General features: G+C 39.8%; 13 protein-coding genes. 10 read left to right on the forward strand and 3 right to left on the reverse strand.

Annotation, left to right across the window (positions count from 1 at the left end; all coding sequences use genetic code 11):
- Positions 1 to 112: 112 nt before the first annotated feature.
- The 3 genes from L1D51_RS15995 to L1D51_RS16005 all read right to left on the reverse strand — a co-directional run bounded on the left by L1D51_RS15995 (position 113) and on the right by L1D51_RS16005 (position 3,593).
- On the reverse strand, positions 113 to 1,828 hold the full coding sequence (locus L1D51_RS15995) for an AMP-binding protein (protein ID WP_239964174.1): 1,716 nt from the start codon (positions 1,826 to 1,828) through the stop codon (positions 113 to 115).
- A gap of 234 nt (positions 1,829 to 2,062) precedes the next feature.
- Positions 2,063 to 2,515, reverse strand: coding sequence for a DUF3010 family protein (locus L1D51_RS16000; RefSeq protein ID WP_054561405.1), 453 nt, complete (start codon positions 2,513 to 2,515; stop codon positions 2,063 to 2,065).
- A gap of 64 nt (positions 2,516 to 2,579) precedes the next feature.
- Entirely contained in the window at positions 2,580 to 3,593 is a 1,014-nt protein-coding gene (locus L1D51_RS16005; protein ID WP_239964176.1) for an endonuclease/exonuclease/phosphatase family protein, read from the reverse strand.
- Between the two features lie 248 nt (positions 3,594 to 3,841).
- Here L1D51_RS16005 and thrS point away from each other — a divergent pair, with 248 nt between their 5' ends.
- From thrS to L1D51_RS16055, 10 genes are all read left to right on the forward strand, one after another.
- On the forward strand, positions 3,842 to 5,752 hold the full coding sequence (gene thrS, locus L1D51_RS16010) for a threonine--tRNA ligase (protein ID WP_054561407.1): 1,911 nt from the start codon (positions 3,842 to 3,844) through the stop codon (positions 5,750 to 5,752).
- A 57-nt stretch (positions 5,753 to 5,809) separates the two neighbouring features.
- On the forward strand, positions 5,810 to 6,373 hold the full coding sequence (infC, locus tag L1D51_RS16015) for a translation initiation factor IF-3 (RefSeq protein ID WP_082401559.1): 564 nt from the start codon (positions 5,810 to 5,812) through the stop codon (positions 6,371 to 6,373).
- Between the two features lie 208 nt (positions 6,374 to 6,581).
- A complete protein-coding gene (rpmI, locus tag L1D51_RS16020; protein ID WP_054554888.1) occupies positions 6,582 to 6,782 on the forward strand; it encodes a 50S ribosomal protein L35 in 201 nt (66 codons plus the stop codon).
- A gap of 15 nt (positions 6,783 to 6,797) precedes the next feature.
- The gene (gene rplT / locus L1D51_RS16025) at positions 6,798 to 7,157 is read left to right on the forward strand and encodes a 50S ribosomal protein L20 (protein ID WP_036968189.1); all 360 of its coding nucleotides are present in this window, start codon (positions 6,798 to 6,800) and stop codon (positions 7,155 to 7,157) included.
- 199 nt (positions 7,158 to 7,356) lie between these two features.
- Positions 7,357 to 9,153, forward strand: coding sequence for a M14 family metallopeptidase (locus L1D51_RS16030; RefSeq protein ID WP_239964177.1), 1,797 nt, complete (start codon positions 7,357 to 7,359; stop codon positions 9,151 to 9,153).
- 1 nt (position 9,154) lies between these two features.
- The gene (locus L1D51_RS16035) at positions 9,155 to 9,796 is read left to right on the forward strand and encodes an MBL fold metallo-hydrolase (RefSeq protein WP_239964179.1); all 642 of its coding nucleotides are present in this window, start codon (positions 9,155 to 9,157) and stop codon (positions 9,794 to 9,796) included.
- A gap of 145 nt (positions 9,797 to 9,941) precedes the next feature.
- Positions 9,942 to 10,400 carry an Lrp/AsnC family transcriptional regulator gene (locus tag L1D51_RS16040; RefSeq protein ID WP_036968198.1) on the forward strand — a complete coding sequence of 153 codons (459 nt, stop codon included), beginning with the start codon at positions 9,942 to 9,944 and terminating at the stop codon, positions 10,398 to 10,400.
- Positions 10,401 to 10,544: 144 nt separating this feature from the next.
- Positions 10,545 to 12,101 (forward strand): SulP family inorganic anion transporter, encoded by a 1,557-nt coding sequence (locus L1D51_RS16045; RefSeq protein WP_054561410.1) that lies wholly within the window; start codon positions 10,545 to 10,547, stop codon positions 12,099 to 12,101.
- 155 nt (positions 12,102 to 12,256) lie between these two features.
- The gene (locus L1D51_RS16050) at positions 12,257 to 13,330 is read left to right on the forward strand and encodes a sensor histidine kinase (RefSeq protein WP_055198338.1); all 1,074 of its coding nucleotides are present in this window, start codon (positions 12,257 to 12,259) and stop codon (positions 13,328 to 13,330) included.
- Positions 13,327 to 14,151, forward strand: a complete 825-nt coding sequence (locus L1D51_RS16055) for a LytR/AlgR family response regulator transcription factor (protein WP_054554883.1) — start codon at positions 13,327 to 13,329, stop codon at positions 14,149 to 14,151. Before L1D51_RS16050 ends, L1D51_RS16055 begins: the two co-directional genes overlap by 4 nt.
- Positions 14,152 to 14,221: the final 70 nt, after the last annotated feature.

The following is a 14,221-nucleotide window of genomic DNA, read 5'->3' on the forward strand; positions in this document are numbered from 1 at the left end:
ATTTAATATGGGTGTCTTAATATCTTTTCATAATATGGGTGTCTTAATAAATTAAAAAGCTCAGCGGTGCTGAGCTTGGTTGAAATTAGGGTGTATTTTTGCACGTAAATGGTTACGAGAAGGCTTTTTCGCTTAGGAGTTCTTGCATTTGTTCGCGCATTTTAAATTTTTGAAGTTTGCCTGTTACTGTCATTGGGTATTCTTCAACAAAGCGGATGTGCTTTGGTACTTTGAAATAGGCTAGTTTATCTTTTAAGAAATCACGAATGGCATTTTCATCAAGTACTGCATCATCTTTAGGTTGGATCCAGGCACATACTTCTTCGCCGTATTTTTCATCACTTATACCAAAAATGGCTGCATCTTGAATACCAGGGTAGGTGTAGAGAACTTCTTCTATTTCTCTTGGGTAGATGTTTTCACCACCACGGATGATCATGTCTTTTATTCGACCAACGATAGCAACAAAGCCATCTTCGTCCATCACACCTAAGTCACCAGAGTGTAACCAACCGTCTTGATCAATTGTTGCTTTCGTTTTCTCTTCATCATTCCAATAGCAGCGCATAATTCCAGCACCACGACTACATACTTCACCCGGTATGCCAACTTTTTGAATATCACCCAGTTCGTCGATAATCTTCACTTCAGTATGGGCTAATGCACGGCCCACTGTGGTAACTTGTTTTTCGAGTGGTGAGTCGGTTTCGGTCACGTTATTTATCGGGCTACATTCTGTTTGGCCATAACCAATTACAACTTCTTTCATATGCATTAATGAGTGAACTTTACGCATAACTTGCTCGGGGCAGGTTGAGCCGGCCATCACGCCTGTTCGTAGGCTAGATAAGTCATAGTTTGCAAAGTCTTTAAGCTCTAACTCGGCGATAAACATAGTCGGAACACCATGTAGGCCAGTACAACGTTCTTTTTCAACAACTTCAAGGGTTGTTTTAGGGTCGAATGAATCACCCGGGAAAACTGCGGTAGCACCTTTACTTATACATACTAAATTGCCAAGCACCATACCAAAGCAGTGATATAGCGGTACAGGAATACAGAGTTTATCCTCATGTGTCAGCTTCATCGCTTGGGCCATCAAAAATCCGTTATTGAGGATGTTTTTATGCGATAAGGTCGCTCCTTTTGGATTACCCGTAGTACCAGAAGTAAATTGAATATTGATATCTTGGTCACAATGTAAAGTAGCAGCAATTGCATCAAGTTCGAGTTTATGGGCATCTGTAGCGCGCTGCATGATATCGCTAAAGCTAAACATGCCAGCAGCAGGCTCAGCTCCAATACGAATTATATTTTTTAGGTGTGGCAGGGCGTTTAAATTTAATTTACCTGCTTGTGAATCTTTTAGTTCCGGTGCGAGCTCATTGAGCATGCTTATATAATTACTGGCTTTAAATTCACTTGCTGTGATAAGTGTTGAACACTCAACACTATTGAGTGCGTATTTTAATTCGCTTGGTCGGTATGCAGGGTTAATGCATACCATGATTGCACCAATTTTAGCTGTAGCAAATTGAGTTAAACACCATTCGATATTATTGGGTGACCAAATACCAACCCGGTCGCCAGGTTTTACGCCAAGTGATAATAACCCCATTGCTAACTGGTTAATCTGCTGCTGGTATTGTCTATAGGTTAATCGGAACTGTTGATGATGAACCACAATTGCGGGGTGATCAGGGTGATTGTCGACAATATCGTCAAGATACTGTCCAATTGTTTGTTCTATCAATGGAGTGTCTGTACGGCCTTGATAATAGCTTTGAGTAAGTGGAAGCGCATTGATGTGTGTGTTCTTTGTCTGCATTGTATTCTCCGTGTCCGGTTAATTTGTTGTCATGGACTTGATGCAAAAGAATTGAAACAATCATTTAAGATGATTTCAAAACATGCGTACCTGATTAACTAAACATAGATTGTCGACAAAGAAAAGCTTTATAAGACTAATGTACAGAGTGTAATTTTAATAAAACAGAATAAAGAGTGGTTTTTGGGGTGTAAAAAAACGTGCCGTAGCACGTTTTTTGGTAATAAGTATCAACTAAGCTTTTGGCTCATCTTGCTTATAAGTTTTACGCATAATGTACACGTAAGCACTAATGAATGCGTTTTCTTGGAATTTTTTCAGGCCTGTGTCTTCAAAATCAATAGGCACTGGGTTGCGCTTAAGCTGCTCTTTGATTTCAGTTGCAGATAAAACTTGCACATCTAAGCGCTCAATTAACTGAATAGCCGTTTCCATTTTGAAACCTTTCGCACTACCAGCGAATTTACCTTTTGCTTGGCGCTCTTTGATTGCTACAGAGTCAATTTGGTAATCTTCCATTAATTTTTTGAAATCAAATTGGAATTTACGCATTACTTCTGTGTCATTACCGTTACCTAAGGTAAAACGTGTTTGTCTGACATCACGGATATCAAATACGTCATTGTCTTTGGTTAAAATACACAGTAGTACGTCGCTACCTGTAATTTCTACACCGCATGTTCTCATGGTCATTCTCTAAATAACTTAATTTGCGCAATTATAGCAAGTAACGTTATGAAAAACAGTTGCTTTAAAAATGAATTTTTATAGCGATAACACTATGGTCACTTACACTAATGTCTTCGGTCAGTTGTGTAGGGGAAATATGCTTGTCATAACTTTCATAGTCGAGCGCTTTCACCTTTGAAACTTGGCAATCGGGATTAAAATGTGCAGAGGCAAGAATATAATCTAGTACATTACCTTTACCTTGGTAATAATGGCTAAAGGGTTTGTTTTTCTTATCATAAAACGAGCGGCTAAACTCATAGCTGTCGGTTAGGCCAACAACGGGTTCGTTATGTTCTATGCAGGGTTCACAGCGTGTAGGGTGAAAGCCTTGTGTCATAAACGATAAGGTAGGGCTAGTAAGTACATCGTTAAAGTCACCCATAACGAGCGTTGCACATTGCTTTTCGCGTTGGGTTTTTAGCGCATCATAATAAACAATAGATGCTTCCAATGAACGCGATATTTGAGACTGCATGGTACCCACAGTTTGGTGTAACAACTGCAGCAACGGATCTTCAAGGTTATGAATATTAAGAATATGCGCCATTGATTGCACACGTTGTGACTTAAAGTGAACAACATAAAAGCAGACTTCACCAAAATCAGGTAAATCAATCATACATTTAATCGGGGTGCGGTTAAATTTGAACTCATTTTGATTGTTTAAGTACTCAAGTAATTCAGGGCATGGTGTCAATGCATCGGCCGATTTAAACGGGTATTTACTGGCAATGGCAACCACAGGATTGAATAACACTTGCGGATAAAGGCTATCATGGGACGGGCTATCGACCGTTTTAAAATAATCATATCCCGCTTCTTTGCATTGCACTTCTAGAGCATGCTGGCTAAACACTTCTTGAAACGCCACCACATCAGGGTTTGCTTCATTTAAGAAATTAGCTACAAACGATTGTTTTTGCTGCCATTGCGTATTGTTATAGCGTTCATGTAATTGGTAAAACGAATAGGGTGGCGTGGTATAATTTAATAAGTTAAACGTTGCAAATTTGAACGTACGCGTGTTTGGCATCTTCATCACCCTAAAAGTACTGACTCACTAAGTATGAAATGACTTAACTAATTGTCAATTTACTCTTCTAACTACTTGTATTTAAGAACGTGAGCGGCGACAATGGTCGCTTGTATTTGCGAAGACTCAGTAAATACAAGCTTAAATAGCAATGCTTATTCGTAAAAGCGTTGCAGAGTTACATAAAATTTTTTAAAAATATTACATGTGATGCATTGTAGGCATCACCACTGTATTAAGGATTTATAATGCCAGTTATTACCCTCCCTGACGGCAGTCAGCGTAGTTTTGAAAACCCAGTAAGCACATATGACGTAGCAAGCGATATCGGTCCAGGTCTTGCCAAAGCAACAATTGCAGGCCGTGTTAATGGTACCCGTGTTGATGCATGTGATTTAATCACCGAAGATGCGCGTTTAGAAATTATCACTGCAAAAGATGATGATGGTTTAGAGATTATCCGTCACTCATGTGCGCACCTTATTGGTCATGCGGTTAAGCAGCTTTTCCCTGAAGCAAAAATGGCAATCGGTCCGACCATCGATAACGGATTCTATTACGATATCGATATGGAACACTCTTTAAGCCAAGATGATTTAGATGCTATCGAAAAGCGTATGCTTGAGCTTGCTAAAACAAACTACGACGTTGTTAAAAAGACCGTAAGCTGGCAAGAAGCACGCGATACTTTTGAAGCGCGTGGTGAAACCTATAAAATGGAAATTCTAGACGAGAACATCGCGAAAGATGATCGTCCAGGCTTATACCATCACGAAGAATACATCGACATGTGTCGTGGTCCACACGTTCCAAACATGAAATTCTGTCAACATTTCAAAATCATGAAAGTGGCAGGTGCTTATTGGCGCGGTGATTCTGAAAACAAGATGCTGCAACGTATCTACGGCACTGCATGGGCAGATAAAAAGCAACTTAAAGCGTATTTAAAACGTTTAGAAGAAGCTGAAAAACGTGATCACCGTCGTATTGGTAAAGCGCTTGATTTATGGCACTGGCAAGAAGAAGCACCAGGCATGGTGTTTTGGCACAACGATGGTTGGAGCATTTACCGTGAACTAGAAGACTTCGTTCGTGAAAAACTACGTGAGTACGATTACGAAGAAGTTAAAGGCCCATTAATGATGGACCGTGGTTTATGGGAAAAATCAGGCCACTGGGACAAATACGCAGATGCGATGTTCACAACTGAATCTGAAAAGCGTGAATACGCAATCAAACCAATGAACTGCCCGGGTCACGTACAAATCTTTAACCAAGGTTTAAAATCATACCGTGATCTTCCATTACGTATGGCAGAGTTTGGTTGTTGTCACCGTAACGAACCATCAGGTGCATTACACGGCTTAATGCGTGTACGTGGCTTTACTCAAGATGATGCGCATATCTTCTGTACTGAAGAGCAAATCATGGATGAAGTGTCTGCATGTATCAAAATGGTTTACGACACATACGAAACGTTTGGCTTTGAGAAGATCGTTGTAAAACTATCTACTCGTCCAGAAAAACGTATCGGTGAAGACGAAATGTGGGATAAAGCTGAGCTTGCACTAGCTGATGCATTAAAAGCAAACGACATTGAGTTTGATTACCTACCAGGTGAAGGTGCATTCTACGGTCCTAAGATTGAGTTTACACTTTATGACTGTTTAGACCGTGCATGGCAATGTGGTACTGTACAGCTAGACTTTGCATTACCAGGTCGTTTAGGTGCAACTTATGTTGCTGAAAATAACGAACGTCGTACACCAGTTATGATCCACCGCGCAATTTTAGGTTCAATTGAGCGTTTCATCGGTATTTTAACTGAAGAATACGCTGGCTTGTTCCCAACGTGGCTTGCTCCTAAGCAAGTTGTGATCATGAACATCACGGACAAACAAGCAGATTATGTGCAAGAAATTGTACAAAAATTAAATAAACTTGGAATTAGAGCCGCTGCTGACTTGAGAAATGAGAAGATTGGCTTTAAAATCCGTGAACATACGTTAAAACGTATTCCATATTTACTTGTTGTTGGCGATAAAGAAGTTGAACAACAAGAAGTGGCAGTACGCACTCGCACAGGTGAAGACCTAGGCAAATTTAGTGTTGATGATTTCGTTGCTAAAGTAAGCGAAGAAATTAAAAATCGACAATAAATCATGAGCGTGTAGGGCAAAACAAACAGCCAACTACACGCTTTTTATTTTATATTCTTGGAGGATCGTACCATTAGAGGCGGCAAGAAAGGGCAACAAACAGCTCAAAAAAATCGTATCAACGAAGATATTACAGCTAAAGAAGTTCGTTTAATTGGCATCGACGGCGAGCAAGCTGGCATCGTGTCATTAAAAGAGGCGCAAGCTATCGCTGATGATGCGGGTGTAGATCTTGTAGAAATCAGTCCTAATGCTGAGCCACCTGTTTGTAAGGTTATGGACTACGGTAAGTTCATCTTTGAAAAAAGCAAAGAACTAAAAGAACAAAAGAAAAAGCAAAAGCAAATCCAGGTTAAAGAAATCAAATTCCGTCCAGGTACGGATGAAGGTGACTACCAGGTTAAGCTACGCAACTTACGCAAGTTCTTAGAAGCGGGTGATAAAGCTAAAATCACTATCCGTTTCCGTGGTCGTGAAATGGCTCACCAAGAAATTGGTATCGAATTATTAAACCGTGTTAAAACTGATTTGGAAGATGTTTCACAAGTTGAATCATTCCCAAATCGTGTTGAAGGTCGCCAGATGGTTATGATGATGGCACCTATTGCTAAAAAGCAATAAACAGGGTATATTACGCACCGATTTTATTTCAGGTCTGCAAGTAACAGTTTACTGTTCACCTGAAATAACCGGTTATAAGTAAGGTTGCACTGCTTTTGTAGTGAGCCTTCACCGGATTATGGCAGTAAGTTAGGCCTTAAAAGTAGAGCTATTTTTATATCTCTCGCCTGCTTGCTAATTTTTAAGCAATACATTTGGAGTTATTGCAATGGCTTACAAGCTAAAAACTCACAGAGGCGCGGCTAAGCGTTTCAAGAAAACTGCTTCTGGCGGTTTCAAGCGTAAACAAGCGCATCTTCGTCACATTCTGACTAAGAAAACTTCTAAGCGTAAATTACACTTACGTCCTAAGATGATGGTTCATAAGAATGACCATGGTCTAGTTTCACGTATGTTACCATTCGCTTAATAGGAGTCTTCAGAAATGGCAAGAGTTAAACGCGGTGTTATCGCACGTGCACGTCACAAAAAAGTTTTAAAGCAAGCTAAAGGTTACTACGGAGCACGTTCACGTGTTTACCGCGTAGCTTTCCAGGCAGTTACTAAAGCGGGTCAATACGCTTACCGTGACCGTCGTGCTAAGAAACGTACTTTCCGTCAACTTTGGATTGCACGTATCAATGCAGCAGCTCGTCAAAACGGTCTTTCATACAGCCGTTTTATCAATGGTCTTAAAAAGACTTCTGTAGAAATCGATCGTAAGATCCTTGCAGATATCGCTGTTTATGACCAAGTTGCATTCGCAGCGCTTGTTGCAAAAGCAAAAGAAGGCCTAGCGGCTTAATTTCGCTTTTCATAAAGTTTAAAAAGGAGCCTAGTGCTCCTTTTTTTGATCTTAATTAATATTCATAACTAACAACGATTTTGCATAGCGTATGTCGTTTGCTCCATTTTTTTGTTGAATCACCGCAGTTTACGCAATCCATTCAGATTAGTTGTTATAATTTCCCCAATATAGAATAAGTACCGCACTTGAGAGTGATATGTTTGCGAGTTTAGTGTTTTTATCTGCTGCAGTAACTTTAGACAGCCACTTACCCCCATTATTGCCATGGCAAGGCGATAGTGTGTCTTTAATGCAAGAAAAAGGACCTTTAACCACAGATTTCGAATTAAGCGAAGGCACTTTATCGCCTGATTATGCAGACACTATGGCGTTCGTAGAACGCCTTGTTGCCGCAAACCCAACACAATTCAAAGTAACGACTATTGCGACAAGCAGTGCAGGTCGTGAGGTTAAGATGTTAGTGGCGAATGAGCAAGGTTTGTTTGATGCCAAACAACTTGTTGCTGATACAAAACCAACCATCTTTATTCAAGCAGGCATTCACAGTGGTGAAATTGATGGCAAAGACGCCATGTTTATGTTGCTACGCGACATTGCAACAGGTAAACGCCGCGATATTCTTAGCAAAGTAAATATTCTGTTTATTCCTATTTTAAACGTTGATGGTCACGAGCGTAGTAGCCAATACAACCGTATTAATCAGCGTGGCCCAGTAGAAATGGGCTTTCGAACGAATGGTCTAAATTTAAATTTAAATCGTGATTACACTAAGCTAGATACACCCGAAGTACGCGGTGTAATGCAGGTTATTAATCAATTTAAGCCAGATTTATACGTGGATGTCCATGTGACAGATGGCGCTGATTACCAATATGATGTTACCTACGGCTATAATCCGGTTTTTTCTAGTGAATCACCAAGTGTGTCACAAGCGTTAGATAATCTGTTTAAACCTGTTATTGATGCCAAACTCGAAAAAGCAGGGCATATTCCTGGTCCACTGGTTTTTGTAATGGACAAGCGCGAATTTAAAAAAGGTTTAGCTGGTTGGGTGGCAACACCACGTTTTTCAAATGGCTGGGGTGATTTACGTTCATTACCAACAATATTAGTTGAGAACCACTCTTTAAAACCTTATAAGCAGCGCGTATTAGGTACATATGTATTTATTGATGGTGCCATTGACGCTTTAGCTGCAAATGATAAAGCTCTTAATGAAGCGGTTCAAAAAGAGCTCGATTTCAAACCTACGCAATTAGTTGTTGAACGTGGTTATGCAAAAGAGCCAGATACCATCGAATTTAAAGGTATCGCTTATTCAAGAACTGAAAGTGCATTGTCAGGGCAAGCTGAAGTTAAATATTTAGGTGAAGTTAAAAACTATGACGCTTTGCCTATTTACTGGCAGAAAGAGGTTAAAAAGACCGTTAACGTTCCTGCAGCGTTTTATATTCCGCCAGCGTACAGCCAATTGGTAAGTAAGCTTAAATTACACGGCGTAGAGGTAACGACAGTGAATGGTTTTGCTTCTGAGCCATTAACGCAAGTAAGCGTTGCTGATTACTCATTTGCAAAAGCACCTTTTGAAGGACGTTTTCGTGTAGAGGCGACATTTGATTACAACACCATAGAAAATGTCGATATGACCGGCTGGTACAAAGTCTCAACTGAGCAGCCATACTCAGAACTGGCTACACACTTACTACACCCAGAAGCGCCAGATTCATTCTTTGCTTGGGGCGAGTTTAATACTATTTTTCAGCGCACTGAATACGTTGAGAATTACGCTTTAATGCCTTATGCACGACAAATGCTTAAAGAAAAACCTGCATTGGCTTTAGAGTTCGATAAAAAAATTCGTGAAGATAAAAACTTTGCAAAAGATGCTGATGCGCGCTTGCATTGGCTCTATGAGCGTACACCGTTTTATGATCAAGGCTATTTAAAATACCCAATTTTAATGGCGTTTGAGCAGTTACAAAAAGGACAATAACATGAAAGTGAAAGCTGTTCCTGTTACTGGCTTTGCGCAAAATTGCCGCATTATTATTTGTGAGAAGACGAATAAAGCGGCCTTGGTTGACCCTGGTGGCGATGCAGATAAACTTCAAGCAGAACTTGCTGCTTTAAATTGCCAATTAGAGGCAATTTATTTAACACATGGCCACTTAGACCATGTGGGTGCAGCAAAGCAACTCGCAGAGCATTTTAGCGTTGATATCATTGGCCCACATTTAGATGATAAATTTTGGTTTGATGCCTTGCCAATGCAAGCGCAAATGTTTGGTTTTGCACCAATTACACCATTTTATCCAACGAAGTGGCTAAATCATGGCGATACAATCATAGTGGGTGAACTTGAATTATCTGTACGCCATTGCCCAGGACATACTCCTGGTCATGTTGTTTTTTACCACCAAGGTTCAGAACAGGTGATAGTGGGTGACGTGATTTTTCAAGGCTCTGTTGGTCGTACTGACTTCCCAAAAGGGGATAGTGCGCAATTACTCGAATCAATTAAGTCTGAGATTTTATCATTCTCTGATGAAGTTGCTATTTTGCCAGGCCACGGTCCGAATACCACCGTAGGGCATGAGCGAAAAACAAATCCATTTATTAGCGGACGTTTTGGTTAATGCCAACGCGTAACATCAGTTAAGTAGTTTGTAAGTGGAACGGTATAAAATTGCAATTTTTTTGCATAAATAGTAGAAAATAGGCAGACTGATTTTTAAATCAGTTATATAATTTAACCAGTATTTTTACAGAAAAAGAAATAAAATGTCTCTGAACCAAGTAGATCGCCAAATTTTGGCATTATTACAGCAGGATGCTAGCTTATCTACGGCAGAAATTGCCGATAAAGTTGGTTTATCTCAATCTCCATGTTGGCGTCGTATTGCTAAGCTTGAGCAAGATGGCTATATCAAAGGTAAAGTTGCTTTGCTTGATGAGAAAAAGCTTGGCTTTGATATGTTGGTCTATGCCCATGTTCGTCTTTCTAACCACGGTAGAACGAACCTAGCTGAGTTTGAGCGTTTAATTATGAGCTATGATGAAGTAACCGAGTGTTACAGCATGGCGGGTACCATGGATTTCATGCTTCGAATTATTTCTAAAGGTATTGAAGGTTATGAGCAGTTTGTTCGTGATAACCTACTAAACCTTGAGTTTGTTCAAGAAGTTCACTCAAACGTGACCATGACATGCGTTAAGCGTAGTACGTCTTTACCTCTTTAATCTTTTTCTACTACGTTTTATTTTTTCGAAAACGGTTAGTGCTTTTAGGTACTAGCCGTTTTGTTGTTAATAATTGTTAACTTTTGCGGATTTTGCTAGAATTCTGCGCCTTGCCGAAATGCATTCACTATAAAGAGGATCTTAATGTTTAACTTACTCAGCAAAGCGCCAAGCTCTGCTAAAAACGATATTCTATCAGGCTTGACCGTTGCGTTGGCATTGGTACCAGAAGCGGTTGCGTTTGCATTTGTTGCTAATGTTGAGCCTTTGGTTGGTTTATATGCCGCATTTATTGTTGGCTTAATTACGGCTATTTTTGGTGGTCGTCCAGGTATGATTTCTGGTGCTACCGGTGCACTAGCCGTTGTAATGGTAAGTTTAGTTTTAGATCATGGTGTAGAGTATTTATTTGCTACCGTGTTATTGATGGGGATACTGCAGGTACTCGCAGGTATCTTCAAGCTCGGCAAGTTTATTCGCATGGTTCCGCACCCAGTAATGCTGGGCTTTGTAAATGGTCTTGCGATTGTTATTTTCTTAGCTCAACTGGGTCAATTTAAAGTACCAGACGGTATGGGCGGTCAACAGTGGATGGAAGGGCAAGCACTTTATATTATGCTTGGCTTAGTAGCGTTAACTATGGCTATTATTCATTTCTTACCTAAGCTAACCACTGCAGTACCTTCATCGTTAGCTGCCATTGTAACTGTAACAGCGATTGTGATTGGTTTTGATTTAGAAGCGCGCACTGTACTTGATTTCTTAAAAGGAATGACAGGCAATGAGCAAGCAACCATTGCCGGTGGCTTGCCTGAGTTCCATATTCCTATGGTGCCATTTAATCTTGAAACATTAAAAATTATCTTCCCTTATGCCTTAGTTTTAGCGGCGATTGGTTTAATTGAATCGTTATTAACACTGACCCTAATTGACGAAATTACTGAAACCCGTGGTCACAGTAATAAAGAGTGTATTGGTCAAGGCGCTGCAAATATTACCTGTGGTTTCTTTGGTGCAATGGGTGGTTGTGCGATGATTGGTCAATCAATGATCAATATTAACTCGGGCGGTCGCTCACGATTATCTGGTATTAGTGCAGCAATAATACTGCTAGCATTCATTATTTTTGCAGCCAGCCTCATTGAGATGATCCCATTAGCTGCCTTAGTTGGCGTTATGTTCATGGTTGTACTTGGTACCTTCGAGTGGGCAAGCTTCAAGATGATGAAGCGTGTACCTAAGTCTGATGCTTTTGTTATTGTGCTTGTTTCAGGTGTAACCGTAGTAACAGACCTTGCGATCGCGGTATGTGTGGGTGTGATTGTTTCGGCTTTAGTTTTTGCTTGGCAGCATGCGAAACACATTTACACAAGCAATTACATCGATGAGCAAGGCTCTAAAGTGTATGAGCTTCATGGTCCTTTATTCTTTGGTTCGGTTAAGAACTTTGCCGAGTTATTTGATGTTAAAAATGACCCAGAAGACGTGATCATTGAATTCAAACATAGCCGTGTTGCTGATCATAGTGCGATTGAAGCGATTGACAGTCTTGCAGACAAATACGCAAAAGTGGGTAAGAAACTGCATTTACGTCATTTAAGCCCTGATTGTATTCAACTATTACACAATGCGCGTGATTTAGTTGAAGTGAATGTGATTGAAGATCCAAATTATAAAGTGGCTTCAGATAAACTAGCTTAAAAATAAAGCAGAGAAAAAGCGAAGGCTGTTGTGGCCTTCGCTTTTTTAATGTCTGAAGAATGCGGTAAGGCTATAAAAAATTAAGATAGGCGGCAGTGCTTTGCTCTCGTGACTATCGGTATAATAAAAATAATTATGAAAGGTAATCTGATATTTTGAATTGGCAATCATTAGTTGATAATCGACAACGCTTTTTCTGGGTTTTGCAAATTGCAGGCTGGATAGGTTATGCGTTAGTTAATTATATCGGCTCAAAAGTCTTTGAAATGCGTGATATTTACGTATTTGTTATTGTATTAAACGCTTATGCAGGCTGTTTAATGACAGTACCTTTACGTTATATGTATCGTAAAGTTTGGAATGCCTCACCTTGGGTATTAATGCTTGTCGTTTTTGGTGCTTCCTATGTTACAGGCACATTATGGGCCGTTGTACAAAAATTCAATTTATGGGAAATCTACCGTCACGGTTACCGACCAAATGAATGGTTTTATTACTTACAACAAGGGTTAGATTCGGTTTACATCATTCTTTGTTGGAGTGGTTTGTATTTTGGTATTAAGTATTACCAGCTATTACAAAGTGAGCGTCAAAAGGCCCTTAAAGCAACGACTATGGCTCACGAAGCTCAGCTGAAAATGCTGCGCTATCAACTTAATCCGCACTTTTTATTTAATACCTTAAATGCAATATCAACCTTAATTTTGGTAAAAGAGAACAAAGATGCAAATTTAATGGTGTCAAAATTGAGTGACTTCTTACGATACACACTCAATACCGACCCAATAAAAAAGGTGCCATTAGAGCAAGAAATTCATGCCCTCATGCTGTACTTAGAAATTGAAAAAGTACGCTTTGATGAACGTTTACAAGTTAATGTAGATGTAAGCGAGCAGGCAAAAGAAGCCTTGGTACCAAGCTTGATCCTCCAACCGATTATCGAAAACTCGATAAAGTATGCGATAGCGCAACTAAATGAAGGTGGTGTGATTGATATTAAAGCACAAGTTTTTGCAAATGAACTATTATTGGAAGTAGGCGATAATGGTCCTGGCACTGAGCTTAAAAATGGCCAACTGGTTAATTCTCAAGGCGTTGGCATAGCTAATACACAGGACCGCTTAAAAACACTTTATGAGAACAACTACTCGTTTGTTCTCTCTGACAATACGCCAAGTGGATTAAAAGTTAATCTGCGCGTTCCGTTTGAAAAGGCTGTTAAGAAATGAGCAAAATTAGAACTTTGATCGTTGATGATGAACCGCTAGCAAGAAAAGGCTTAGCAGTTCGACTTTCTGAGTTTGACGATTTAGAAGTCATTCGTTTATGTAGCAATGGTCAAGAGGCAATTGATGAATGCTTATCAGGCAATATTCAATTGGTTTTCTTAGATATTCAAATGCCAAATATGAACGGTTTTGAAGTTGCAAGAGCACTTAGTGAGAGCGTAAATCCATTACCCGCTATTGTGTTTGTAACGGCTTTTGACCAGTTTGCAGTTAAAGCATTCGAGATTCATGCGTTGGATTATATTCTTAAACCAGTCGATGACAACAGACTAAAACAGGCGGTAGAAAAAGTGCATACCTATTTAAAAACGCAACAAGATAACGCCCATAAGAAAAAACTAGCGAGCTTTGTTGCAGGTATTACAGGCAATAATTGCGAAGAAATTTTAAAGAAGTTAGCAACGGGCGATAGTCTTGCTGACCGTCGTTATCCAGAATCATTAGCTGTAAAAGAGCAGGGCGAGATTGTTCGTGTGCCTGTTATTACAATTCAATGGGTTGATGCGGCTGGTGATTATATGTGCCTTCATTGCCAAGATGGGCAAACGCATATCCTTCGTAAAACAATGAAAGAGCTTGAACAAGAGCTTGATCCACAACTATTTGTGCGAGTTCATCGCAGTGCCATTGTGAATACTAAGCAAATTAGCAAACTTGTAACTCAAGTAAGCGGTGAGTATCTTTTAGTGCTTGATAACGGCCAAGAGCTAAAAGTAAGCCGTAGCTATCGCGATAAAGTGAAAGCAGCGCTCGCGAGCTAATAGCTATTCAAAATTTAATAAGTTAAAAACAAAAAAAAGGCGCAATTATTAATTGCGCCTTTTTTAATGA

It is taken from the genome of Pseudoalteromonas shioyasakiensis (genome assembly GCF_022398475.1).
In the GTDB taxonomy this organism is placed as follows: Bacteria; Pseudomonadota; Gammaproteobacteria; order Enterobacterales; family Alteromonadaceae; genus Pseudoalteromonas.

Coding starts and splice junctions, on each gene's coding strand:
- L1D51_RS15995 (WP_239964174.1), bottom strand. CDS start 1,828: ATGCAGACAAAGAACACACACATCAATGCGCTTCCACTTACTCAAAGC.
- L1D51_RS16000 (WP_054561405.1), bottom strand. CDS start 2,515: ATGAGAACATGCGGTGTAGAAATTACAGGTAGCGACGTACTACTGTGT.
- L1D51_RS16005 (WP_239964176.1), bottom strand. CDS start 3,593: ATGCCAAACACGCGTACGTTCAAATTTGCAACGTTTAACTTATTAAAT.
- thrS (WP_054561407.1), top strand. CDS start 3,842: ATGCCAGTTATTACCCTCCCTGACGGCAGTCAGCGTAGTTTTGAAAAC.
- rpmI (WP_054554888.1), top strand. CDS start 6,582: ATGGCTTACAAGCTAAAAACTCACAGAGGCGCGGCTAAGCGTTTCAAG.
- rplT (WP_036968189.1), top strand. CDS start 6,798: ATGGCAAGAGTTAAACGCGGTGTTATCGCACGTGCACGTCACAAAAAA.
- L1D51_RS16030 (WP_239964177.1), top strand. CDS start 7,357: ATGTTTGCGAGTTTAGTGTTTTTATCTGCTGCAGTAACTTTAGACAGC.
- L1D51_RS16035 (WP_239964179.1), top strand. CDS start 9,155: ATGAAAGTGAAAGCTGTTCCTGTTACTGGCTTTGCGCAAAATTGCCGC.
- L1D51_RS16040 (WP_036968198.1), top strand. CDS start 9,942: ATGTCTCTGAACCAAGTAGATCGCCAAATTTTGGCATTATTACAGCAG.
- L1D51_RS16045 (WP_054561410.1), top strand. CDS start 10,545: ATGTTTAACTTACTCAGCAAAGCGCCAAGCTCTGCTAAAAACGATATT.
- L1D51_RS16055 (WP_054554883.1), top strand. CDS start 13,327: ATGAGCAAAATTAGAACTTTGATCGTTGATGATGAACCGCTAGCAAGA.